General features: G+C 61.9%; 19 protein-coding genes. 2 read left to right on the top strand and 17 right to left on the bottom strand.

Annotated features, from left to right (window positions below; all coding sequences use genetic code 11):
* The first annotated feature begins 164 nt into the window (after positions 1-164).
* Positions 165-1472 (top strand): leucine-rich repeat-containing protein kinase family protein, encoded by a 1308-nt coding sequence (locus ACQ4W7_RS27745; protein ID WP_436534903.1) that lies wholly within the window; start codon positions 165-167, stop codon positions 1470-1472.
* Positions 1473-1525: 53 nt separating this feature from the next.
* Here the strand turns inward: ACQ4W7_RS27745 and ACQ4W7_RS27740 are convergent, their stop codons facing one another.
* Positions 1526-2785 (bottom strand): nitronate monooxygenase, encoded by a 1260-nt coding sequence (locus ACQ4W7_RS27740; RefSeq protein WP_101480233.1) that lies wholly within the window; start codon positions 2783-2785, stop codon positions 1526-1528.
* Positions 2786-2968: 183 nt separating this feature from the next.
* Complete coding sequence (locus ACQ4W7_RS27735; RefSeq protein ID WP_426074846.1) at positions 2969-3454, bottom strand: YajQ family cyclic di-GMP-binding protein; 486 nt, start codon at positions 3452-3454, stop codon at positions 2969-2971.
* 182 nt (positions 3455-3636) lie between these two features.
* Between ACQ4W7_RS27735 and murB the strand changes: the two genes are divergently transcribed.
* Positions 3637-4665: a UDP-N-acetylmuramate dehydrogenase gene (murB, locus tag ACQ4W7_RS27730; protein ID WP_436534901.1), complete on the top strand. Its 1029-nt coding sequence runs from the start codon at positions 3637-3639 to the stop codon at positions 4663-4665.
* Here murB and ppnP read toward each other — a convergent pair whose 3' ends face one another.
* From ppnP to ACQ4W7_RS27655, 15 genes are all read right to left on the bottom strand, one after another.
* Positions 4666-4980, bottom strand: a complete 315-nt coding sequence (ppnP, locus tag ACQ4W7_RS27725) for a pyrimidine/purine nucleoside phosphorylase (RefSeq protein ID WP_436534899.1) — start codon at positions 4978-4980, stop codon at positions 4666-4668. It lies immediately after the preceding gene.
* 24 nt (positions 4981-5004) lie between these two features.
* Positions 5005-6030 (bottom strand): diguanylate cyclase, encoded by a 1026-nt coding sequence (locus ACQ4W7_RS27720; RefSeq protein WP_426074843.1) that lies wholly within the window; start codon positions 6028-6030, stop codon positions 5005-5007.
* A 10-nt stretch (positions 6031-6040) separates the two neighbouring features.
* Positions 6041-7090: a chemotaxis-specific protein-glutamate methyltransferase CheB gene (gene cheB, locus ACQ4W7_RS27715; protein ID WP_426074842.1), complete on the bottom strand. Its 1050-nt coding sequence runs from the start codon at positions 7088-7090 to the stop codon at positions 6041-6043.
* A 10-nt stretch (positions 7091-7100) separates the two neighbouring features.
* On the bottom strand, positions 7101-9416 hold the full coding sequence (locus ACQ4W7_RS27710; RefSeq protein WP_436534896.1) for a hybrid sensor histidine kinase/response regulator: 2316 nt from the start codon (positions 9414-9416) through the stop codon (positions 7101-7103).
* Positions 9413-10099, bottom strand: a complete 687-nt coding sequence (locus ACQ4W7_RS27705) for a chemotaxis protein CheW (protein ID WP_436534894.1) — start codon at positions 10097-10099, stop codon at positions 9413-9415. The genes ACQ4W7_RS27710 and ACQ4W7_RS27705 overlap by 4 nt, the downstream gene beginning before the upstream one ends.
* A gap of 9 nt (positions 10100-10108) precedes the next feature.
* Positions 10109-11350 carry a CheR family methyltransferase gene (locus tag ACQ4W7_RS27700; protein ID WP_436534892.1) on the bottom strand — a complete coding sequence of 414 codons (1242 nt, stop codon included), beginning with the start codon at positions 11348-11350 and terminating at the stop codon, positions 10109-10111.
* Positions 11347-11802 carry a chemotaxis protein CheW gene (locus ACQ4W7_RS27695; RefSeq protein ID WP_436534890.1) on the bottom strand — a complete coding sequence of 152 codons (456 nt, stop codon included), beginning with the start codon at positions 11800-11802 and terminating at the stop codon, positions 11347-11349. Before ACQ4W7_RS27695 ends, ACQ4W7_RS27700 begins: the two co-directional genes overlap by 4 nt.
* A 4-nt stretch (positions 11803-11806) precedes the next feature.
* On the bottom strand, positions 11807-13618 hold the full coding sequence (locus ACQ4W7_RS27690; RefSeq protein ID WP_436534888.1) for a methyl-accepting chemotaxis protein: 1812 nt from the start codon (positions 13616-13618) through the stop codon (positions 11807-11809).
* Positions 13619-13805: 187 nt separating this feature from the next.
* On the bottom strand, positions 13806-15041 hold the full coding sequence (locus ACQ4W7_RS27685) for an argininosuccinate synthase (protein ID WP_426074836.1): 1236 nt from the start codon (positions 15039-15041) through the stop codon (positions 13806-13808).
* Positions 15042-15110: 69 nt separating this feature from the next.
* Positions 15111-16031: an ornithine carbamoyltransferase gene (gene argF / locus ACQ4W7_RS27680; RefSeq protein ID WP_426074835.1), complete on the bottom strand. Its 921-nt coding sequence runs from the start codon at positions 16029-16031 to the stop codon at positions 15111-15113.
* A gap of 285 nt (positions 16032-16316) precedes the next feature.
* Positions 16317-19172: an ATP-binding protein gene (locus tag ACQ4W7_RS27675; RefSeq protein WP_426074834.1), complete on the bottom strand. Its 2856-nt coding sequence runs from the start codon at positions 19170-19172 to the stop codon at positions 16317-16319.
* A 175-nt stretch (positions 19173-19347) separates the two neighbouring features.
* On the bottom strand, positions 19348-19809 hold the full coding sequence (locus ACQ4W7_RS27670) for a hypothetical protein (protein WP_426074833.1): 462 nt from the start codon (positions 19807-19809) through the stop codon (positions 19348-19350).
* A gap of 269 nt (positions 19810-20078) precedes the next feature.
* A complete protein-coding gene (gene rsgA / locus ACQ4W7_RS27665) occupies positions 20079-20984 on the bottom strand; it encodes a ribosome small subunit-dependent GTPase A (protein WP_426074832.1) in 906 nt (301 codons plus the stop codon).
* Positions 20981-21346 (bottom strand): 4a-hydroxytetrahydrobiopterin dehydratase, encoded by a 366-nt coding sequence (locus ACQ4W7_RS27660; protein ID WP_426074831.1) that lies wholly within the window; start codon positions 21344-21346, stop codon positions 20981-20983. The genes rsgA and ACQ4W7_RS27660 overlap by 4 nt, the downstream gene beginning before the upstream one ends.
* Positions 21343-22623, bottom strand: a complete 1281-nt coding sequence (locus ACQ4W7_RS27655; RefSeq protein WP_426074830.1) for a M48 family metallopeptidase — start codon at positions 22621-22623, stop codon at positions 21343-21345. The genes ACQ4W7_RS27660 and ACQ4W7_RS27655 overlap by 4 nt, the downstream gene beginning before the upstream one ends.
* Between the last annotated feature and the right edge of the window lie 28 nt (positions 22624-22651).

Raw genomic sequence — 22651 nt, 5'->3', positions numbered from 1 at the left:
AAACAACTTTGCGCCGATGATAGTGCTGCAACCAGTGTGAAAGTAGGTTATCGTCAGGCTTGTTATTCGTAGTAAGAGAAAAACCCCGCCAGCAATGGTGGGGTTTTTTTTCGTCTGGTGGTTTTATCCATGCCAGCGATTACCGGGTTTTTGAAAGGGATATTTTGTCTGCTGAGCATACACTAGAACAATTACGCGCTGGCCAACTGGCCGGCGTGCGCCGCCTGACACTGTCCTGCGGCTTGACCGACTTCCCCCGCGAGATCTTCGACCTGGCCGATAGCCTGGAAATCCTTGATTTGTCCGGCAATGCGCTGTCTTCCCTGCCCGAGGATTTGACGCGCCTGCACAAGTTGCGCATCATTTTTTGTTCCGATAACTTGTTCACCACCTTGCCGGCCGTGCTTGGCTGCTGTCATGCGCTGGAAATGATCGGTTTCAAGGCGAACCAGATACGCCAGGTGCCGGCCGCGGCCTTGCCGCCCAGGCTGCGCTGGCTGACCCTGACCGACAATGCCATCGAAGTCTTGCCCGATGAGCTCGGCAAGTGCCGTGAACTGCAGAAACTCATGCTGGCAGGCAATTGCCTGAGCCACTTGCCCGCGTCCCTGGCAGATTGCCGTCAACTGGAGCTGGTGCGCATTGCCGCCAACCGTTTTACGACGCTGCCCGATTACCTGCTGTCTTTACCGCGCCTGAGCTGGCTTGCGTACGCGGGCAACCCCTTCACGGAAGTGCGCGAACTGGCAGCTCTATCCGATGCCGGCGCGGCGGGTGTGGCATGGCAGCGCCTGGAATTGGCGCAGCAGCTGGGCGAGGGCGCATCGGGCGTGATATATCGTGCCCGCCTGGATGGGCGCGATGATGTCGCAGTCAAAGTGTTCAAGGGGGCGATGACCAGCGACGGCTTGCCGCGCAGCGAAATGGCCGCCTGTGTCGGCGCGGGTGCGCACGTGGGCCTGATTCCCATCCTGGGCACCCTGGACGGGCATCCGCAAGGCGCGCTTGGTCTTGTCATGCCGCTCATCGATGCTGCTTTCGCTAATCTGGCCGGGCCACCGAGCCTGGCCTCATGCACGCGTGATGTGTATGCCGATGGCGCGCGCTTTGACGCGCCGCAAGCGCTGTCGATTGCCCATGGCATCGCCTCGGCCGTGTGCCAGCTGCATGCGCGTGGCATTCTGCATGGTGACTTGTATGGCCACAATATCCTGCATGCGGATGGTGGCGCCTGCCTGCTGGGCGATTTTGGCGCGGCGTCCATGTTTGCGCCCGGCTCGCCGCAAGGAGACTTGCTGCAGGGCATAGAGGCCCGCGCCTTTGGCGTGCTGCTGGGCGAGCTGATCGCGCATGGTGCAACGTCCTTGCCAGTCTTGCAGTCTTTGCAGCAAGCTTGCCTGCAAGAAGAAGTGTTGCGGCGGCCCAAGTTCGACGTGATTGAGCGGGCATTGCTGGAAATGCTCCACGCATAAAAAATGGCGCAACCTTCGCAGGCTGCGCCATTTTCAGTTCAGGCTGAGAATATTCAGCCCTGGACTTCTTTTTCCGGCAGGGCGATCTGGTTGTCGACGCTGAACTGGTAGTCTTTGAAGACGTGTTCGGCCGTCAGGATCTGGTATTCGCCATTGTCCAGCTTGTGCGTGGTGTCCTTCAGGCGATACGTGTAATGGCCGCAGGTCCAGCAGTTGAAGTTGCGCATGTGGGTGCACAGGCAAGTCTTGTCCATCACGACGACGGTTTTTTGCTCCGGATGGGCAGCTACTTCGCGGTTGTACGAGTTGATGTACGCGCAGTTACCCGTCGCGTCGAGCAGATAGCCATACGATTCGCAGCCTGGACGGATGCCGGCGCCGATGGCTGGCGTGTTCTTCAGCATGCGCATCGGATAGCCCGTCGGCGAGACGCCATTGACGATGATGTCTTCTTCCGATGCCTTGTAGTACTCCTGCTTGACCTTGTTTGGCAAGCCACATTCCTCGGTGACGGTAAAGCGCGTCGCCACTTGCACGCCAGCCGCGCCCGCTTCCAGGAAAGAGACGGCATCGCTACCCGTGAAGATGCCGCCAGCGGCGATCAGCGGGATGTCCAGTTGTTCCGTTTTCAGATAGGCCAACAGTTCCGCCGTGATCGTGTGCAGGTCGTAATTGGCCCAGTCCATGCCGAAACCCAGATGGCCGCCGGCCAGCGGACCTTCGACGATGATGAAGTCGGGCAGGCGGTCCAGCTTGGCGTTCTTGCGCAGGAAAATCTGCAAGGCGCGTACGGACGAGACAATGATGCCCAGCTTGGCATCGCGGAAACGCGGATGGTCGGCCATCAAGGCAAACGAGCCGAAGTGCAAGCCGGCCGACAGAGTGATGCCGTCGATGCCGGCGTCCAGCGCCGCATTCAGGCGCACGCGCAGGGTTTCGCGGGGGCCGTTCATGGTCAGCTTTTCCATGCAATTGACGAAAATCAAGCCATCGCCTTTTTTCGCTTCCATGGTGCGGCCGATATGCAGGCGCTGTGCTTCCGCCAGGCGGCCCAGGTCGAACTGCACCACGGCCTTGTCGCTGTTATTGATGTTGAACTTGTACAGTTTCGTCTTGTCTTTGACGAAGGTGGTGTCGAAACGACGATCCGACACATCTTCCACCATGGCATCGGAGATATGGCCGATACCGTTCAGCCGGGCCGCTTCCAGGGCCAGCTCCGAGGTGGAAATATCCACACCCATTCCGCCTATCATGATGGGCACATATTCTTTTTTGCCAAATCGCAGGCGGAAATCATCAACACGTTTCATTGCTATCCTTAGACTACCGTGGTTATCACTGAGCCAGATATACGGTCAAGCCCGCCGCCGGTCAGGCGCACGGGCACATGTAGCTGTGCACAGCTTCAATTCTACCCCAAGCGGGCAGGCTCTCCGGGGCAGCTTGCCACCATGCCGGTGCAAGCGCGTGCCGGATCGCACGCTTCATCGAAATTAATCGCGGAAATTGTTAAATTCCAGCGGCATGTCGGGCACGTCCTTGCGCAGCATGACCATGGCCGCTTGCAGGTCGTCGCGCTTGGCGCCCGTGACGCGCACGGCTTCGCCCTGGATGCTCGCTTGTACTTTCATCTTGCTGTCCTTGATGACACGCACGATTTTCTTGGCATCATCCGATTCGATGCCATTCTTGATCTTGATGATCTGCTTGACCTTGTCGCCGCCGATTTTCTTGATGTCACCTTCGTCGAGGAAGCGCACATCGACCTTGCGTTTGGTCAACTTGTTGGTCAGTACGTCGCGTACCTGGCTGAGCTGGAATTCCGAATCCGCAAACGCAGTCAATTCGTTTTCCTTGTGTTCGACGCGGGCGTCGCTGCCCTTGAAGTCGAAACGCGTCGTGATTTCCTTGTTGGATTGCTCGACGGCATTCTTGACTTCGATCATATCGGCTTCGGAGACTACATCAAATGACGGCATGGTCTGTTCCTTTCGTGTTAGAGCGAGCGCGCTAGCAGCGCGCCGGGCGCGCGCATTCTTTGCAAAATGGCATAGCCTCGTTAAAGATGCGACATTTTAACGGACAACGGACGGCCTGCCCTTGTCTTGCGCTGGTTTTTTGTCGGTTTCACTCTATAATCGAGCAAAATAATCGTTATCCCTTGTTTGCAGAGCTCACCATCGAACACAATTACTCCCTCCAGCGCCTGAATACCTTCGGCATCACGGCCAACGCGGCCGCCTACGTACGCATCACTTCGCAAGCCGAATTGCAGGCCGCGCTGCAAGATCCCTTTCTCTCCGCCATGCCGCGCCTGATACTGGGCGGCGGCAGCAACATCGTGCTCACAGGCGACTTTCCCGGCGCCGTGCTGCACATGGCCACGCGCGGCATGCGCCTGGCGCAGGCGGATTTCGAAACGATACTCGTCACGGCCGCGGCCGGCGAAAACTGGCACGACTTCGTGCAGTGGACGCTGGCGCAAGGCGTGGGCGGACTGGAAAACCTGTCGTTAATTCCCGGTACGGTAGGCGCCGCGCCTATCCAGAATATTGGTGCGTATGGCGTTGAAATCAAGGATTATCTGCATAGCGTGAGCGTCATGCATAGCGCCAGCGGCATCGTCTTCGACATGGATCGTGATGCTTGCCGTTTCGCTTACCGTGACAGCATCTTCAAGCATGCAGACGGACGCGAGCTGATCGTGCTGGAAGTGACGTTTGCTTTGCCGGCCGAGTGGCAGCCGAATTTGCGTTACGCGGAACTGGCGCAGGCCGTGGCCGAGCGCAATCTTGTCGAGCCGACGCCGCAACAGGTGGCTGACACGGTGATGGCAATACGCCGGCGTAAATTGCCCGACCCGGCCGTGATCGGCAATGCGGGTAGTTTCTTCAAGAATCCCGTGGTGTCACGAGAGCAGTGTCTTGCCTTGCTGGAACGTTTCCCCACGCTGGTACACCATGCGCAAGCCGATGGCACGGAAAAGCTTGCGGCCGGCTGGCTGATCGATCAGTGTGGCTGGAAGGGAAAAAACCTGGGGCCCGCGGGAGTGTATCCCAAGCAGGCACTGGTTCTGGTGAATAATGGCGGCGCTCGTGGCGCGGACATTACCCGGCTGTCAGAAGCGATACAAGATGATGTAGAGGCGAAGTATGGCGTGCGCCTGTCACCCGAGCCTGTGTTCGTTTAATCAGGCAAAATGACAGACGTAATCCACGGTTTCAGTTGTTTCGATATCAAAATGGCTATTGCCCGGCACCTTGAATTCCTGGCCCGCGCCGTAGCTGCTCCATTCTGTCGCGTCGGCGAGGCGTACCTTGCACAGGCCGCCGACGATTTCCATCGTTTCCGGTGCGCCCGTGTTGAAGCGCAGGGATGAAGGGAAAATCACGCCCACGCTTTTCTTCGTGCCATCGGCCAGGATGACGTTGTGCGAGACGCACTTGCCGTCAAAATAGATATTCGATTTTTTGACGACGCTGACATTGTCCAGTTGTGTGCTCATGCTTCACTTTCCTTCAGTTAGAAATCAGTCCTCGACGTCATCAGCGCTCAGCACGCTGTTGCGTCCGCCGCGCTTGGCCGCATACAGGGCCTGGTCGGCGCGGTTGATCAGTTGCTCAACCGTCGAGTCCGGCGAGGGCACGATGGTGGCCACGCCGATCGAGATGGTGACGATGCCCGTGTTTGCCGCCGGGTTCTCGATCTGCAAGCCCTCCAGGTGGCGCCGGCACGCTTCGGCGATCAGCAAGGCCCCTGCCGCCTCCGTTTCGGGCAGGATCAGGGCGAATTCCTCGCCCCCATAGCGGGCCGCCAGGTCGGCCGGGCGCTTCAAATGTTCCGTCAGCACGGCGGCGACTTTTTTGAGGCACAGGTCACCCGCCAGGTGGCCAAAGTGATCGTTATAGCTTTTAAAATGGTCGATATCGCAAAATAGCAGGCTCAGTGGCGCCTTGTCGCGCTGGCCCCGCTGCCATTCGAATTGCAGGGTTTCATCGAAGCGGCGGCGGTTGGCGATGCCCGTCAAGCCATCGAGGGCGGCCAATTTCTGCAATTCAATATTCGCGTCGGCCAGATTTTTTTGGCTTTCGCGCAGGAAACGAAATGCCTGGTCGCGTTGCAGACGGCTGATGTGGGCCGCCGAATGGTAGCGTATGCGCGCCAGCAACTCCAGGCGGTCCGGCAGTTTCACCACATAATCGTTAGCGCCGACGGTAAAGCTGTGGGCCTTCAATTTCGGGTCATCCTTGGCCGACAGCACTATGACTGGCACATGCGCCAGCGCCTCGTTTTCGCGGTACAGCTGGATCAGCGCGAAGCCGTCGATGCCCGGCAGCACCAGGTCTTGCAGGATGACGGTCGGTTGCAAGCGCAGCGCCGTGTCCAGCGCTTGCGTGGCGTCGGTCACGTAATGAAACTCGATATCCTGCTGGTCGCTCAGCATGCGCCGGATTGCCTCAGCAATGATCAACTGGTCGTCCACCAGCAGCACGCTGACCTTGAATTCGGTCAATGCGGGCTCATGCAGGGTGAAACTGGAGGAAAATTCTGGCATTGCATTCTTTTCAGATGTTAGGGGAGGACTCCCACCCATTGTTGAGTTTTGCGCCCAGGCGGTTGCGCAGGCTGGCACCTATTCTATCCAATGGCAAGATTTGCTGCGCCGCTTCGAGTTCGGCCGCCGCGCGCGGCATGCCATACACGGCACTGCTGGCCTGGTCTTGCGCGATGGTCGTTTTGCCCGCGCGGCGCATGGCCAGCAAGCCGTCGCCGCCATCGCGGCCCATGCCTGTGAGCAACACGCCGATGGCATCGCCGCGCCAGTGCTGTGCCACGCAATGAAAGAAGACATCGACCGAAGGACGGTAAACATAGTCGCGCGGTGCTGCATCGTAACCCAAACGATAATTTTGATCTAGCAGCAGGTGATCATTAGTCTTGGCGACCAGCACACTGCCTGCCACCAGTTCGTCGCCCTCGGCGATCACGCGCACCGGCATGTCCAATTGATCGTCCAGCCATTTGGCAAAATGCGAGGCAAAGGTTTCATCGATATGCTGCACCACCACGATGGCGCAGCCGGGCGGCGCGCTCCAGCCGGACAGCACCTTGGCTACCGCCGACGGTCCGCCCGTCGAGGCGCCGATGGCCACCAGGGTGGTGACCTGGCCGTCGCTGCGTTCGCCGTTGGCTTGCACCAGGCGCGGCGACGGCGTTTCGGCGCTGTGGCGTATCAGCTTGCCGATGGTCTTGATCTTGGCCAGCAACTCGCTGTCGCCCCCCACTTGCCCCTGCAGCACGGGGGTGGCCGTGACGTCGAGCGCGCCGGCGCCCAGCGCGCGGAAGACCTGGTTGACATTGTCTTGCGGGCGTCCCGTGACCACCAGGATGGCGCACGGGCTTTGCTCCATGATCAGGCGCGTCGCCTCGACGCCATCCATCTCCGGCATGTTCAGATCCATCAGGATCAGGTCGGGGCGGTTGCCCTCGCACATGCGCACCGCTTCGAGTCCCGTGCGGGCAATCCACAGCACCTGGTGTTCCTGCGTGCTGGCGACCACCCGGCGCAGGGCTTCGGCGGCCATGGCGACATCGTTGGCAATGGCAATTTTCATGAACTACGACTCATAAGCGGGCATCTCCTATCAGGTCCGCCACCGCGTCGAGCAAGGTCTCGTCGTGGAAGCTGCCTTTGGTCAGATAATAGTCGGCGCCGGCGGACAGGCCGCGCGCGCGGTCTTCCGGGCGGTCCTTGTACGACACGATCATCACCGGCAGCTTGTGCAGGTGCAGGTCCTTCTTGATCAGCGACACCAGTTCGATGCCATCCATGCGTGGCATGTCCACGTCGGTAATTACCAGGTCGTACTCGCCGCTGCGCACCACGTTCCAGCCGTCGATGCCGTCGATGGCCACGTCGACGTCGAAACCGCGCGCCAGCAGCAGCTTGCGCTCCATTTCGCGCACCGTCAGCGAATCGTCGACGACGAGGATGCGCTTGGCCTTGCGGCGCTCGGTGTGGCCGGCCTGCGCCAGCTGGTGCAGGCCGCCTTCGTGCAACAGCTTGTCGATCGAGAGCAGCAAATCGGGCACGTCGAGGATCAGCACCGGCTCGCCATCATCGAGCAGGGCGGCGGCGGAAATGTCGCGCATCTTGCCGAAAATCGGATCGATGGCCTGCACGGCCAGGCTTTGCTCGCCGCGGATGGCGTCGACCACTAGCGCATAGCTTTGCTTGCCGCGCCCGATCACCACCACCGGCAAGTCCTCGGCCTGGTTGGCCGCTTCGCCCAGCTCCAGCACCTGCGCCGCCGATACCAGGCCCAGATGCTCGCCCTTGAGTTCGAAGAACTGCTTGTTTTCCAGCGTATGGATAGCCGCTTGCGGCACGCGCACCACGCTTTCCACCTTGACGATGGGGATGGCGTAGGCTTCGCCGTGCACGTCGATCACCAGCGCGCGCACGATCGACTGCGTCAGCGGCAGGGTGATCAGGGCGCGAAAACCGCGGCCCGGCTCCGACTCCAGGCGCACCGTACCGTTTTGCTGGCGTATCGTTTCGTGCACGATGTCGAGGCCCACGCCGCGTCCGGACAACTGGTTGGCCGTGGCCTTCAGGCTGAAGGCGGGCAGGAACAGAAATTCCAGTAGCTCGCCCGGCGACAGCGCGGCGGCCATGGCGGGGCTGGCCATCTTGCGCTCGATGACGGACTGGCGGATTTTTTCCAGGTCGACGCCGCGCCCGTCGTCGCTGATCTCGATGCTCAGCATGCCGGCGCGGTGGCGCGCTTCCATGCGTATCGTGCCCAGCGCTTCCTTGCCCGCGTCGATGCGCTCGTACGGGCCTTCCATGCCATGGTCGATGGCGTTCCTCAGCATGTGGTTCAGCGGGCTTTCGATCTTCGCCAGGATGTCGCGGTCGACCAGGGTGTCTTCGCCGTCGATTTCCAGCTGTACTTCCTTGCCCAGGCTGCGCGCCAGGTCGCGCACCATGCGGGGAAACGCGTGGATGCCGTCGCGGAAAGGGCGCATGCGCAGCGCCAGCACTTCGTCGACCATGCCCTGCGAGACGGCCAGCAAGCGTCGTTCATAGGTTTCGATGTCGGCGATGTGTTCGAGCATGAACTGCTTCAGGGGCTGCGTCTTTTGCAGCGCCAGCAGCGACTTTTCCATCAGGCCCGCGTCGCCCGAGCGGGCAATGGCTTCGTGCAGGTGTTCGACGGCGGAAAACAGGCTGCTCTGGTTGCGCTTGAAGCGCTGCAGGGCGCCGATGAACGGGTGCATCTGGTGCGCATTGATGCGTGACTCGCTGGCCAGCGACAGCAGTTTGTCGAAATTCTGCGCCTGGGCCTTGGCTGGCGCGCCGGCACGCGGCGCGGGCGCGGCCGCCGACTCCACTTCCTCGCCCGCCAGGCCGCTGGCCACGCGCGCTTGCAGTTCGGCGGGGGTAGGTGGTAAGGGCGTTGCTGGCGGCGTCGGCGTCGGCACGGGCGAAGGCAGCGAGGGCAGGGCCGGCAGTTCGGGCAGGTCGGCGATGCCGGCGATGGCGTTCAGGGTCTGGTCGATCTGCGCCGCATTCGCGGCCAGCCACGCTTCGGCGCCCGCGTCGTCCAGGCGCGACAGCTGCACGATCAGGTCGACGCCCGACAGCAGCACGTCGACCCGCTCCGGCGTGAGTTTCAAGCGGCCATGCTGTGCGGCGACAAAGCTGTCTTCCATGCCGTGCGCCAACTGCACCACCACCTGCAGGCCGACGATGGCGGCGGCGCCCTTGATCGAGTGCGCCGCGCGCATCATCGCTTCGACGGCGGCCGCGTCGCCCGCATGGCGCTCCATGGCCAGCAAGCCATCGGTGAGAATCTGGGTCTGGCTGTCCGCCTCCATGCGGAACAGGTCCAGCATGGAAAAGGCGCTCAGATCGCCGTGCTGGTCCTGGCTCATCGTAAAAGTCTCGCAAGTTGAAAGCCGATCAGCGCCGTGTCGAGGCAGCCGATGCGCATGTCGCCCTCGGTGATGACGCCCGACAGATAGCGCGACAGGCCTTTGTTGATGGTGGCCGCCGGCGTTTGCAGGCTGCCCGACGCATAGCGCACGATGCCGTGCAGGTCGGCCACGGGTAGGGCGTAAGCTTGCTCTTCCCAGCGCATCAGCAGCAGACGCGCAAAGGTGTGGCGACCCCTGGCCGGTGGCGCGCCCTGTTCGTCGATGCCCAGCAAACTGGCCAGCGACATGCATGGATACAACTTGCCGCCGATATTCACGATGCCCGACAGGCCGCGCCCACTGCGGTGCGGCAGCGCATGCGGCTTGGCCTGCGGCGCGACGGAGTCGAACACGCGCGTGGGCAGCGCCAGCCATTCGCGGCCGATGCGAAACACCAGCGCCGAGCTGTCGCGCACTTCGCCGCCCGCATCGATCTGGCGGAAGTGGCTGGCCCAGTCGCGCTGGTAGTGTTCGTCCACGGGGCGCTGCAGGTTGCGTTGGGCGGCGCCCGCATATACGTCGCAGTTACGGCAATGCACGTTGGCTGGCAGCTTGGGGCAGCTCTGGTCGCCGACCACGCCGATGTGGTTCCAGCAGTCGTCGATGGTGGCGGGGGACTCGGTGGCGCTGAGGTTTGTCATGCTTGCCCCTTAGTTGGACGCCTGGCGGCGCTGGTAGATGCGCGCCGCGCGCGCCTTCAGGGTGGCGGCGGCCGTGTGGTTGCCATTGCGTTCGGCCAGCAGCGAGAGGTGGCACAGCGCCTCGTAATGGTCCGGCTGCAGGTAGATGCAGCGGCGCCAGTAATCGTCGGCCAGGTCCATCTTGCCGGCCAGTTCATTGATGATGCCCAGCATGAAATACGCTTCCGCCGCCTCGGGCACGCGGGCCAGGTGGGCGTGGCATTTTTCACCGGCCTCGCGCAACTGGCCACGGTCGGCCAGCAGGCGCGCCTCGGCCAGTAAATCGGCTTGCGCGGCCGGTGCCGGCGGGGGCGATGGCACGGACACGGGACGCGTGCGCAAGGCCGCCGGCGCAATGGGAGTGGCTGGAGCGGCAGTGCGCCTTGGCGCGGGCGGCACGCTGCGCAAGGCCGGCAACGGTGCTACTTGCACGGTGCTGGCCGGCGCCGCCGTTTCCTTTTTCAGGGCAAAGGCCTGGCGGAACTGCAGCGTCGCAAAGCCGTTCTGGCAGAACGAGGGCACTTCCGCATAGCCGGCCAGCAGCATGCCGTCGTCGGCCAGCAGGGCGGATAGGTTATCGATAGCAGCGCGCGTGGTCGGCTTGTCGAAGTAAATCAGCAGGTTGCGGCAAAAGATGACGTCGTAGTGGCGGCTGAAGGTGGCGGTATCGAACTGCAGCAAATTGCCCTGCCTGAAAGTCACCTGTTCGCGCAAGGCGTCGATGATGCGGTAGGCGTCGTCGGCCACGTGCGTGAAATAGCGTTCGCGGAAGGCCACGTCCTGCGCGCGGAAGGCGTTGCGGCCATAGATGCCGGCCTGCGCCCGCTCGATGCAGCCGGGGCTCAGGTCATACGCGTCGATGTTGAACGCCTGTTTCGGCACACCGCCGTCGCGCAGCGCCATGGCCATCGAATACGGTTCCTCGCCGCCCGCGCACGGGATCGACAAGATGCGCGTGGCGCGCCCGCGCGCCCAGCGTTCCTGCACCAGTTCGACGGTGGCGTAGAACGCCTGCGGGTCGCGGAACAGCCACGATTCCGGCACCACCACCAGTTCGATCAGCTGCGTCATTTCGGCCGCCGTGAGCGCCTGCAGATAGGCTGCACTATCGGTAAAGCCAGTCTGCTCCATGCGCTGGCCGACGGCCCGCTCGGCCACGGCTTTGGAGACGGACAGGCCGGTCGCGCGGCGCAGCAGGGCTTGTGCCGTCATGCTGCGCTCGCGTCTTGAAACAGCAGCGCGCGCACGTCGGACGTCAGCAGGTGCTGCAGTTCGACCAGTTGCACGATGCCGTCGGCGTCGCTGGCCACCTGGCCCAGGAAGGGCGCCGTCGCCACGCCGCTGTCTTCAAGCTGCTGCAGGTCGATGTCGGCGATGCCGCGCACCTGCGAGGCGAGCAGCCCCAGCGCATGCGTGGCGCCGCCTGCTGTGCGGTAGTCGACGATGACGATGCGCGTGTCGAACTGCGCGGCGGCGGCTGGCAGCCCGGCCAGGCGCGACAGGTCGATCACGGGCACGGGCGTGCCGTGCAAGTCCATCAGGCCGGCCACATAGTCTGGCGTGAGAGGCAACTGCTTCAGTTCCAGCAGCGGCAGCACGCGCACGATGCCGGCCAGGGGCAGTCCATAGCGGTCGCGTCCGATGTGAAAGAGCAGCACTTTCATGGCATCAGATGTTCACGGCGAAGGTCGAGACGCTCGACTGCAGGTCGCCCGCCGCATATTGCAGCTGGTGCACCGCCTCGCTGGTGGCTTTCAAGGATTCCACCGTTTGCTGGGTGGCGTCGTTGAGCTGCATCATGGTGTCGGAGATTTGCGACGCGCCTATCGCTTGCGACTGCATGCCTTGCAGCACGGCGTCAAATTGCGGCGTGAGCTTTTGCACCTGGTCCATCACGGACGACAACTGCTCGGCCACTTGCCGCACTTCGCCCACGCTGCGGCGAATTTCCTCCGAGAATTTGTCCATGCCCATCACGCTGGCCGAGACCGCCGACTGCATTTCCTTGAGCATTTGCTCGATATCCCAGGTGGAGACGGAGGTCTGGTCGGCCAGGCGGCGAATTTCCGTGGCCACCACGGAAAAGCCGCGGCCTGCCTCGCCCGCTTTTTCCGCCTCGATGGCGGCGTTCAGCGAGAGGATATTGGTCTGGTCGGCCACCTTGGTGATGGTGATCAGTACGCTATTGATATTGCTGGCTTTTTCCGACAGGGCGGCCAGCTTGGCGTTGATGGAATCGGTGGCCGAGACCATGTGCTGCATGGTGGAATCCATGCGCTTGAGGTTGTTTTGCGCTTCGGCTGTCGCATTCGTCGTGTAGTCGGCCACGGCGGTGGCGTCTTCCATGGTTTTCAGCAACTGGCTCGTGTTGGCCGAGATTTCCTTGGTGGTGCTGAGAATTTCCACGCTGGTTTGCGCCTGTTCGATGCCCGTGGCTTCCTGCTGGCGTGCCGAGGCGGCGATTTCCGTGGCGGACGTCGTCACCTGGATGCCGGCCTTTTGCACATTGTTGAGCAGGCTGCGCAGGTTTTCGAACATCTTCGACAGGCCATTGCCCAGCTGGCCGATGGCGTCGCTGCCCGTGATGCCGACCTTGCCCGTCAGGTCGCCCGAGGCCGCTTTCGACACCACTTCCAGCAAGGAATCGACCTTGGCCCGCAGGCTATTCGTGGCGGCCAGTTCATTGGCCTGGTTGTCCTGGATGGTTTGCGCCATGCGGTTGAACTCTTCCGTCACCTTGCCCAGCTCATCGCGCGAGAGGATGGCGGCGCGCGCGCTTTGCTCACCCCCAGCGATGCGCCCGACGGCATCCGTCAGGTTGTTCAGCGGGCCGAGGATGGAACGGCCCAGCAGGTAGGAAATGCCCAGCGCCAGCACCACGCACAGCAAGCCGCCCAGGGCCAGGATCAGCAGCATGGTTTCCTGCAATTTTATCGAAGTGGCCGTGCGTTCGGCCAACAAACGGGTTTCTTCGGCGGCCGCATCCTCGAGCATCTTGTTGGCTTGCTTGACGGCCGGGTAGCCAGTCGGCGGCATGGTGCGCGCCACCGATTCCGTGGCCCCAGGCGCATTGCCCAGCGCGCGGCGCTTCTCGATCAGGGGGGTGATCCATTCCTTGACCCAGGTGGTGGTCAACTGGTCGATCTTGCGGAAGCGTTCCGACTGCGGTTTGTTATCGGCCGTCATGCTGATGGCTTTTTGCATATGCTGCGTCATCACCGCCATCTCGTCCGTTTCCGGGTTCAGCGATGCTTCGTTGCCGGTCAGGATGTAACCGCGCGTTTCCACCTGGATTTGCAGGATGGAACTGTGAATCTTGTCGATCTCGATCAGTACTTCCATGGTGTGCCGATCCCATGCATTGGCTTCCGACAGGCGCGAAAAGCTGTTGTAGGCCACGCCCAGCAGAATCAGGATGATGGCCACGATGGAGCCGAAGCCCAGGTACAGTTTATTCTTGATACTCAGGTCTTTGAACATGGGAGGGCTCCGGAAGCGGGGAAGTCAGCATAATTGCACTGTAGCATTTTGCCATGCCGACAGCAAAATGGGGGTGATCTGGGCGCGCGCAGGGGCGTAAATCGCTGACTTGTGCGTTTCAGACGTAAAAAAAGCCGCCCGTGGGCGGCTTGGGCTGGCGCGGGAAGCAGTGCCTCCCTGTCACGAATTACTTCTGGCCGCGCTTTTCGCGGGCGATGGCGGCGATGCGCATGCGCAAGGCGTTCAGCTTGATGAAGCCGCCGGCATCGGCCTGGTTGTAGGCGCCGCCATCTTCGTCGAAGGTGGCGATGTTCATGTCGAACAGCGAGTCCGTTTTCGAATCGCGCGAGACGACGATGACATTGCCCTTGTACAGCTTGATGCGTACCCAGCCGTTTACGGTTTCCTGCGTATGGTCGATCAGGGTTTGCAGGGCAACGCGCTCGGGCGCCCACCAGTAGCCGTTGTAGATCATCGACGCGTAGCGCGGCATCAAATCATCTTTCAGATGGGCCACTTCGCGGTCCAGGGTGATCGATTCGATGGCGCGGTGGGCTTTCAACATGATGGTGCCGCCCGGGGTTTCATAGCAGCCGCGCGATTTCATGCCGACGTAGCGGTTTTCCACCAGGTCCAGGCGTCCCACGCCATGCTTGCCGCCCACCTTGTTCAGTTCGGCCAGCACGGTGGCGGGCGACATGCGCACGCCGTTGATGGCGACGATATCGCCTTTTTCGTATTCGATGTCCAGGTATTGCGCTTCGTCCGGCGCCTTTTCAGGGCTGACGGTCCAGCGCCACATGCTTTCTTCCGCCTCGGCGCTGGGGTTTTCCAGGTGGCGGCCTTCAAAGCTGATGTGCAGCAAGTTGGCGTCCATCGAGTACGGCGCGCCGCCGTTCTTGTGCTTCATGTCGATGTCGATGCCGGCGTCTTCCGCGTATTTCAGCAGTTTTTCGCGCGACAGCAGATCCCACTCGCGCCATGGAGCGATGATTTTCACGCCTGGCTTCAGGGCATAGGCGCCCAGTTCGAAGCGCACCTGGTCGTTGCCCTTGCCGGTCGCGCCGTGCGAGATGGCGTCGGCGCCCGTGGCGTTGGCGATTTCGATCAGGCGCTTGGCGATCAGCGGACGGGCGATCGAGGTGCCCAGCAGGTATTCGCCTTCATATACGGTGTTGGCGCGGAACATCGGGAAGACGAAATCGCGCACGAATTCTTCGCGTACGTCTTCGATATGGATGTTTTCCGGCTTGATGCCGAATTTGATGGCCTTGGCGCGCGCTGGTTCCAGTTCTTCGCCCTGGCCCAGGTCGGCCGTGAAGGTGACGATTTCACACTGGTAGTTATCTTGCAGCCACTTCAGGATGACGGAGGTGTCGAGTCCGCCGGAATAGGCCAGGACTACTTTTTTAATGTCGCTCATATTGCTTCCAGTTGTCGTTGTCGATGTATGTGTTGCGATGCTGCCAGAATGGTTGCAGTACCCGGCGAATTATTGGATTTTACCGAGTAACAGGTATTCGATTAAAGCTTTTTGTACGTGCAGACGGTTTTCCGCTTCGTCCCACACCACCGATTGCGGGCCGTCGATCACTTCGGCGGCCACTTCCTCGCCGCGGTGGGCGGGCAGGCAGTGCATGAACAGCGCGTCGGGCGCGGCGCGGGCCATCTTCGCGCCATCGACGATCCAGCCGTCGAAGGCGGCAATGCGGGCCGCGTTTTCCGCTTCGTAACCCATGCTGGTCCACACGTCCGTGTTGACCAGGTGCGCGCCCTCGCAGGCGTCGGACGGGTTGGCGAAGCAAGTATAGCGCTGCGTCTTGACTTGCGAAAGGTCGATGTCGTAGCCCTGCGGCGTCGACACGTTGACGTGGAAACCGAACACTTCGGCCGCCTGCAGCCACGAGTACAGCATGTTGTTGGCGTCGCCGATCCAGGCAACGACCTTTCCGGCGATCGAGCCGCGGTGTTCGATGTAGGTGAAGATGTCGGCAAACACCTGGCACGGGTGGTGTTCATTGGTCAGGCCGTTGATCACCGGCACGCGCGAGTTGGCGGCGAAACGCTCGATGATCTCCTGGCCGAAGGTACGCACCATGATGATGTCGCACATGCGCGACATGACCTGGCCCGCGTCTTCCACCGGCTCACCGCGGCCCAATTGGGAATCGCGCGTGTTCAGGTAGATGGCGGCACCGCCCAGCTGGTGCATGCCGGCTTCGAACGACAAGCGCGTGCGGGTGGAGTTCTTTTCAAAGACCATCACCAGGGTGCGGTCGATCAGTGGATGGTAGATTTCGTAATTTTTGAACTTGCGCTTGATCAGATGGGCGCGTTCGATCACATATTCATACTCTTCCAATGTGAAATCGGAGAACTGGAGGTAGTGCTTGATCGGTTTTTTTGTCGACATAATGACCACTTGAAGATGCGCAGGCCGCCGGCGGCGTGCCTTTCCCGCCGGGTTGCATCAGCGTACAACATCTCGTCTGATGACTGCCTCGCCCGGCGCGCTGCTGTGTTGATCGGTGCCCGTGCCTGTTTGTCGCACGGGTCGATGCGGTTTGCCAAGTTATAAATCATGCAATGGCAGGGACTTCAGCTATTCAATTATAAGGGTTTTGCTTTTAGATTGGAAAGACTGGCCGGACGGGTACTTGTGTAGACAAGTGGCGCGTCCAGCCAGGGTCTTGCCGGCTCAATAGATGTTGGCCGGGGTGCTTGCATCGATCTGCGGCGCCACCAGCGGCAGATCGAGCGTGAAACGCGTACCGGCGGGGCTGCTGGCCACCTGGATGGTGCCGCCCAGCAGGGCCGTGACGATGTTGTAGCTGATTGACAAACCCAAGCCGCTGCCGCCCTGGCCCAGCTTGGTAGTAAAGAAGGGGTCGAAGATGCGCGACAAATGCTGTTCGGCGATGCCGCCGCCATTGTCGGCGAAGACGACCTGCACGCGCGCCCCATCGAGCGTTGCCGACAGGCGCATACAGCCCGTGCCGGCACTGCCATCATTGGGCGCGGTGGTAAACGCGTGCAGCAGGACGTTGTTGATCAGATTGGTGATCACCTGGCCGAACGGGCCAGGATAGCTGTCCATGGCGATGCCGAAATCGATGTCCATCTCGATGCCATGGCCTGAGCTGCGGATGCGGTTCATGACGGTGGCGATGATTTCATTGCTCACCTGTTGCAAGTCAAACTGGCGCCGCTGTTCGGTGGTGCGGTCAACGGCCACCTGCTTGAAGCTGTTGACCAGGTCGGCCGCGCTATGCAGGCCGCGCATCACCAGCGCCGAGGCCTTGCCCGCATCCTCGATGTAGGCGGCCAGGTCCGAGCGGCGCAGGCCGGGACCGTTCATCAGGCGCTCCACGTCTTCCGTCTTTTGCTGCATGGTGCTGGCGATCAACAGGCTGTTGCCGATGGGGGTATTGAGTTCATGCGCCACGCCCGCCATCAGCGAGCCGAGGGCGGCCAGTTTTTCCTGCGACACAAGTTGTGCCTGGGCATCTTGCAATTGCCGGTAGGCGTTGGCATTGTCGAGCGCGATGGCGCCATACGCGCACAGGGTGCGGAAGATAAGGCGCTCGCGCTCGCCGTAGGCATGGGCATGGCAAGCCTGCACCGTCATCACGCCCAGCACGCGCTCGCCCACCATCAGCGGTACGTACAGCACGCTCTGGTTATGCAGGGTGCCCGGCACGGTGTAGGCGTGGCGCTTGGGCGGCACCTGGTCGATATACACTTCGCGCCGGCCCAGCAGGCAGCGCACGGAGTAAGCGCGTGGATTGCTCAGAGGAATGGCGTTGTCGGACAGGGGCCGGCCCGCTTCCATGCCATGCGCGCGGCGCAGCGCCGTGCCTGCCGCATCGAGCATGTAGACGGCGAAGGTGTTGACTGGCAGCAAGGCATGCACATGGCGGTCGAGCACCTGGAACACGGCACTGGCGTCGAGGTGGGTGGTGATTTCCTGGCCGATGGCCGACAGCCGTTCCAGGGTGTCGCTGGTTTGTTGCAGCACTTCGGCGCGGCGCGCTTCGGAGGCGGCCAGTTCGCGGTGGTGATAGCCTTCCGAGCGCGCATGTTCCGTCTGGTGGTAGACCTGCATGGCTGTGGCGCGGTTGCTCGCTTGCTGGGTGTGGCTTTTTTCGCGCGCCATGCCTGCGTCGAGGGCAATATCGTAGGCGCGCGCATAGTCGCCCGCATGCGCGTATTCGCGCGCCAACGCATCGAGCAGTTCGCCGGGCGGCGAATAGCCTTCGATGGAAGCGGCTACCTGCAGCGCCTGGTGCAGGAAATGCAGGGACGGATTGCGTTCCAGCATGCCTGCTGGCGGCGGCAGCTCGTGGCGTGCATGCAGCATGGACAAGACGCGCAACGCCGCCACCTGGTGCATGGCGTCGCCCCGCGCGGTGGCCAGCTGGCAAGCCCGCTCGGCCGCCTGCAGCGCCTCGTCCGGGCGGTCCAGGTAGGAGAGCGCGTGGGCGCTGCCGCGCTGCGCCATGCTGCGGAAATCGGCCTGGCCCAACGCTTCGGCGCGCTGCGCCAGGCGGCTGAAGGCATCGAGCGCCGTGTCGTAATCGCCCTTGTCCAGGCTCAGTTCGCCCAGGTGGAACAGCGCGTTGGCATAGGTGCGCGCACCCGCCACGGGGGCCAGGATGTGCAGGGCTTCGCGCAGCAAGTCTTCGGCATCGGCCAGGCGTCCCAGCTTGCGCATGGTTTCAGCCGTATGCGTCTGGCAGGCGCCGATGCTGCGCGGCCAGCCGGTGGGGCGCGCCAGGTCCAGCGCGCACTGCATCCATTCGAGGGCGGATTCGTTGTCGTTGAGGCTGGCGAAACAGTCGCCGATATTGATCGCGGCCGTGATGGCGCCGCGCAGCTGGCCGCTTTCCAGCGCCGCTTCATAGCTTTGCATGTAGTGGCCGGCGGCCGTGCCCAGGTCGCGCGAGGTGTGCGCCAGCAAGCCGCGAAAGTCATGCACCCAGGTGGCCAGCGGCGCGGGCAGCTTGCCGCTGGCGCTGTCGGTCTGGAAGTGCTTGCCCCAGCGCGCCTGGGCGGCTGGCGCATCGCGCAAGACGGCCCAGCGCGCCATGGCCGCGTCGGCCAGGCTGGCGCGCATCGCGTCGCCGGCGCCGCGCGCTTGCTCCGCCGCGGCCAGCAGCTCGGCATCGCAACGCGCATGGTCGCCCCGGTCGACGGCAATCGACGACAGCAGCCAGTGGGCGTCGGCGCAGCCGGCGCCGTCGCCGTACGCGCACACGATGGCGTGCGCCGCCATGGCCAGGCTTTCCGCGGAGTCGAGCGCACCCTGCAGCCAGGCCAGTTCCGCCTGCACCAGTTGCAAACGTGCGCGCGCCTGTTCCAGTGCTGCCGCTTCCAGGCCGGCCAGCGGCAGCAGCAGATGCGCTTCCTCGCTCAGCTGAATTGCTCTGGTGCAATCACGCTGGCGCAAATGCCAGGACAGCAACAGCAGCAACGGTACGCGCCCGGCGCCGCGCAACGGCAGCAATGCGCTTTCCCACTGCGCTACCTCATGTTCGAGCGCGAACATTTTCATTCAAGCATTCTCCCCCGCAAACAGTGGCGCCAGCCTGCGACCGCACAGGCCATGCGTCATCGCATTGTAAGCTGCATTCAGGGGAATTGTTCAGTGCGCCGGTCAGAATTATTCATCCGGCATGGCGCCACAGGCGGGGGGCATTTGCCCCCGGCGCTCTTTGGTGGGACGGCGATTAGCGCGACACCAGGCGGATGCTGGCGCTGCCGTTCACGGTGCTGGCGTTGCGCATGTCGGCAGGCATGCGCAAGCCGGGCAGGAACTGGGCGTCATCGATTACCACATGTCCGCCCTCATTGCTGAAGACGAAAGTCGAGCCCCGTTTGGTGATAAATTGGCCGGGACCGGTGGGGTAGATTTCCACGCTGGGTTTTTCCTGCCATTCGCGGTCATCGATCAGGCGGCCAAAAAAATGGTTCTCCTGCTGGTGGACTTCCAGGCGTTGTCCATTCGATAGGCGGTATTGCTGTTCGATGTCGAAGGCTTGCTGTGCCGTGACGTGATAGTAGGCGCCAGAGGTGACGCGCACGCTGTCTGTGCTGTGCGGTGCAATGGCAGTCTGGGCCTGGGCGGTGCCGCCGGCAAGCGCGAAGAGGGCAAGGAGGATGGGGAGGGGGAGGAAGCGTTTGGTATGCATGGCATTCACCTTCGATCAGGATGACAGGATTGGTTAGCGTTAGATCGTGTGGTCGCTGGCAGGTTTCCGGCAGGGACTGGTGTCAAGTTAGCAAACGCGCCTGGCCATCGCCAGCGACAGGCGATGGAATACAGGTTTTACGCGACGAAGTGCATAAAACGGCAGATGAACGGTTTTGGGATTAAAGTCGGAATGCAAGCTCGGCAGCGAAATTAAATTTCGTCTGCCGCTTGTCTTTCGGTGCTATATCTGAATGAAAGAAAGATTTTTCAATACAGCGTTTGCGCCGATTCGTGCAGCAACTGGCCATACAGGGTATGGCGCATCTTGGCGATCTTGCCTTCAGACATGGCTTGCAGGATGGCACATTGCGGCTCGATCAGGTGGCGGCAGTTATAAAACTTGCAGCCGCCCAGGTAGGGCTGGAATTCGCGGAAGGCGCGCTCCAGCATGCCTTCGCTCAGATGGTACAGGCCGAATTCCTGGAAGCCGGGCGAATCGATAATGGAGCTGTTCGCGCCCAGTTCGTCGAGTTTGTACAGGCGCGTAAAAGTCGTCGTGTGCTTGCCCGTGTCGAGTGCGGCCGAGATTTCGCGCACGGCGATGTCGGCGTCCGGCACCAGCAGGTTGATCAGCGACGACTTGCCCATGCCCGACTGACCGATCAGGATCGACGACTGGCCCGCCAGCAGCGGCGCCAGGGTGGCCACGGCGTGTTCCGGCTCGGCGCGCGCCGACACTTCATCGACGGGATAACCCATCGAGGAATACGGCAGCAGGCGTTCGCGGGCGCGCTCCAGCGAGGCGGTCACGTCCGTCTTGTTGAGGATGATGCGCGCTTCGATGCCGGCCGCGTCGGCCGCCACCAGCGAGCGCGAAATCAGGTCGTCGGCGAAGCCCGGTTCCGTCGCCACGACGATGAACAGCTGCGTCAAATTGGCCGCCAGCAGCTTCGATTTATACTGGTCCGAGCGGTACAGCAGGGTCTTGCGTTCCTCGATGCGGTCGATGACGGCCTGGTCGTTGGACGTGCGCGTCAGGTGCACGATGTCGCCCACGGCCACATTGGTTTTCTTGCCGCGCGTCACGCATTGCAGCTTGGCGCCTTCCACGTCGGCCAGGTAATGGCGGCCGTGGGCGGCGATGATGACGCCCGTCAACTTGCCTTCGCTCATGGCGTCACCTGGCTGCTCTGGAAGATGAGGTCTGCCTTGGCGGCGCAGATGAAGTCGTTTTCGGACAGGCCGCCGGCGCCCTGGTTGACCGAGTGCGTGTCGTAGCGCACGGCGCAGGTTTGGTAAGTAATGATGAGCTCCGGATGGTGGTCTTGCGTATGGGTCATATAGGCCAGGGCGTTCACGAACGCCAGGGTCTGGTAGTAATTCTTGAAGCCGAAGTCGCGGCACAGTTTGCCATTTTGCAAGCTCCACTGGGGCAGCAAGGCGTGCAGGATGGCGATGTCAGTGTCGCCGAGCGCCTGCTGGCGTGGTGCGCAGGACAGTTGGGACAGGTTTTGCGAAGTCGATGGCGTATTCATGTGGCAGCCCCTTTCAGGTGGCGGATGCGCACGCTGGCCGGTGGATGCGAGTCATAGAAGGCCGAGTGCAGCGGGTCGGGCGTCAGGGTCGACGCATTGTCTTCATACATTTTGACGAGCGCCGAGACCAGGTCGTCCGCTTGCGTGTGCGTGGCGGCAAAGGCGTCGGCCTCGAATTCGTGCTTGCGTGAGCTGAGCGAGGTCAACGGTCCCAGCAGGAAAGTAAAGACCGGCAACACCAGCATGAACAGCAGCAGTGCCAGCGCGTCCGTCGGCTGGCCCGTCAGCGCCAGGGCGACAGGATCGACGCCCAGGCCCGCGTAAAACCATGGCTGCGTCTTCAGGAAGCCCAGCAGCGCCAGAAAGCCCAGCGAGATGACGAACATCATGGCGATGCGCTTGACGATGTGCTTGAGCTTGAAATGGCCCAGTTCATGCGCCAGCACGGCTTCTATTTCCTGCGGCGCCAGGCGCGACAGCAGGGTGTCGAAGAAGACGATGCGCTTGTTGGCGCCAAAACCCGAGAAATAGGCATTGCCGTGGGCGCTGCGCTTCGAGCCATCCATGACGAACAAGCCTTTCGAGGCGAAACCGACGCGCTGCATCAAGCCTTCGATGCGGCTTTTCAAGGATTCGTCGGCCAGCGGCGTGAATTTGTTGAACAGGGGTTGAATAAAGTTCGGGAAGATGATCATCATCAGCAAGGAGAATGCGCTCCAGACGATCCAGGCGTAGAACCACCACAGGTCGCCACTTTTCGCCATCAAGACAAGAATGACCCAGAGTAATGGCAGTCCCAGCACCGCCGTGATGCCTATGTTCTTGAGCAAGTCCGTGAAAAACAAGTCCTTGCTCATCATGTTGAAGCCGAAGCGCTGTTCCAGCACGAACTGCTGGTAGTACTCGAAGGGCAGGTCGATCAGGCCGGAAATGGCGGCAAAGGCGGCGATCAGGCCGATCTGGTACAGCATGGGCGAGCCCGCTCCCATCCATTCATGCAAGTACAACGCCAGCCATTGCAAGCCGCCCAGCAAAGTAAAACCGATCAGCACGGCATAGTTGATCAACAGGGTCAGCAAGCCGAACTTGGTCTTGGCTACCGTGTAGTCGGCCGCCTTCTGATGCGCGGCCAGCGGGATCTTTTCCACGAATTCGGGCGGGACCGCGGCGCGGTGTGCCAGCACGTGGCGGATCTGCCGCGAAGCGAGCCAGAAGCGCACGGCGAGGGTCAAAACGAGGACGGATACAAACAAAATCGAAAACGCGAGTGAATACATTCTGTGCCTGTGAGAAAATGGCCGACTA

It is taken from the genome of Janthinobacterium algoris, from assembly GCF_051380935.1.
In the GTDB taxonomy this organism is placed as follows: domain Bacteria; phylum Pseudomonadota; class Gammaproteobacteria; order Burkholderiales; family Burkholderiaceae_D; genus Janthinobacterium.
Note: the sequence above shows the minus strand (reverse complement) of the source record. Positions and strands in the feature narration are given on the sequence as shown.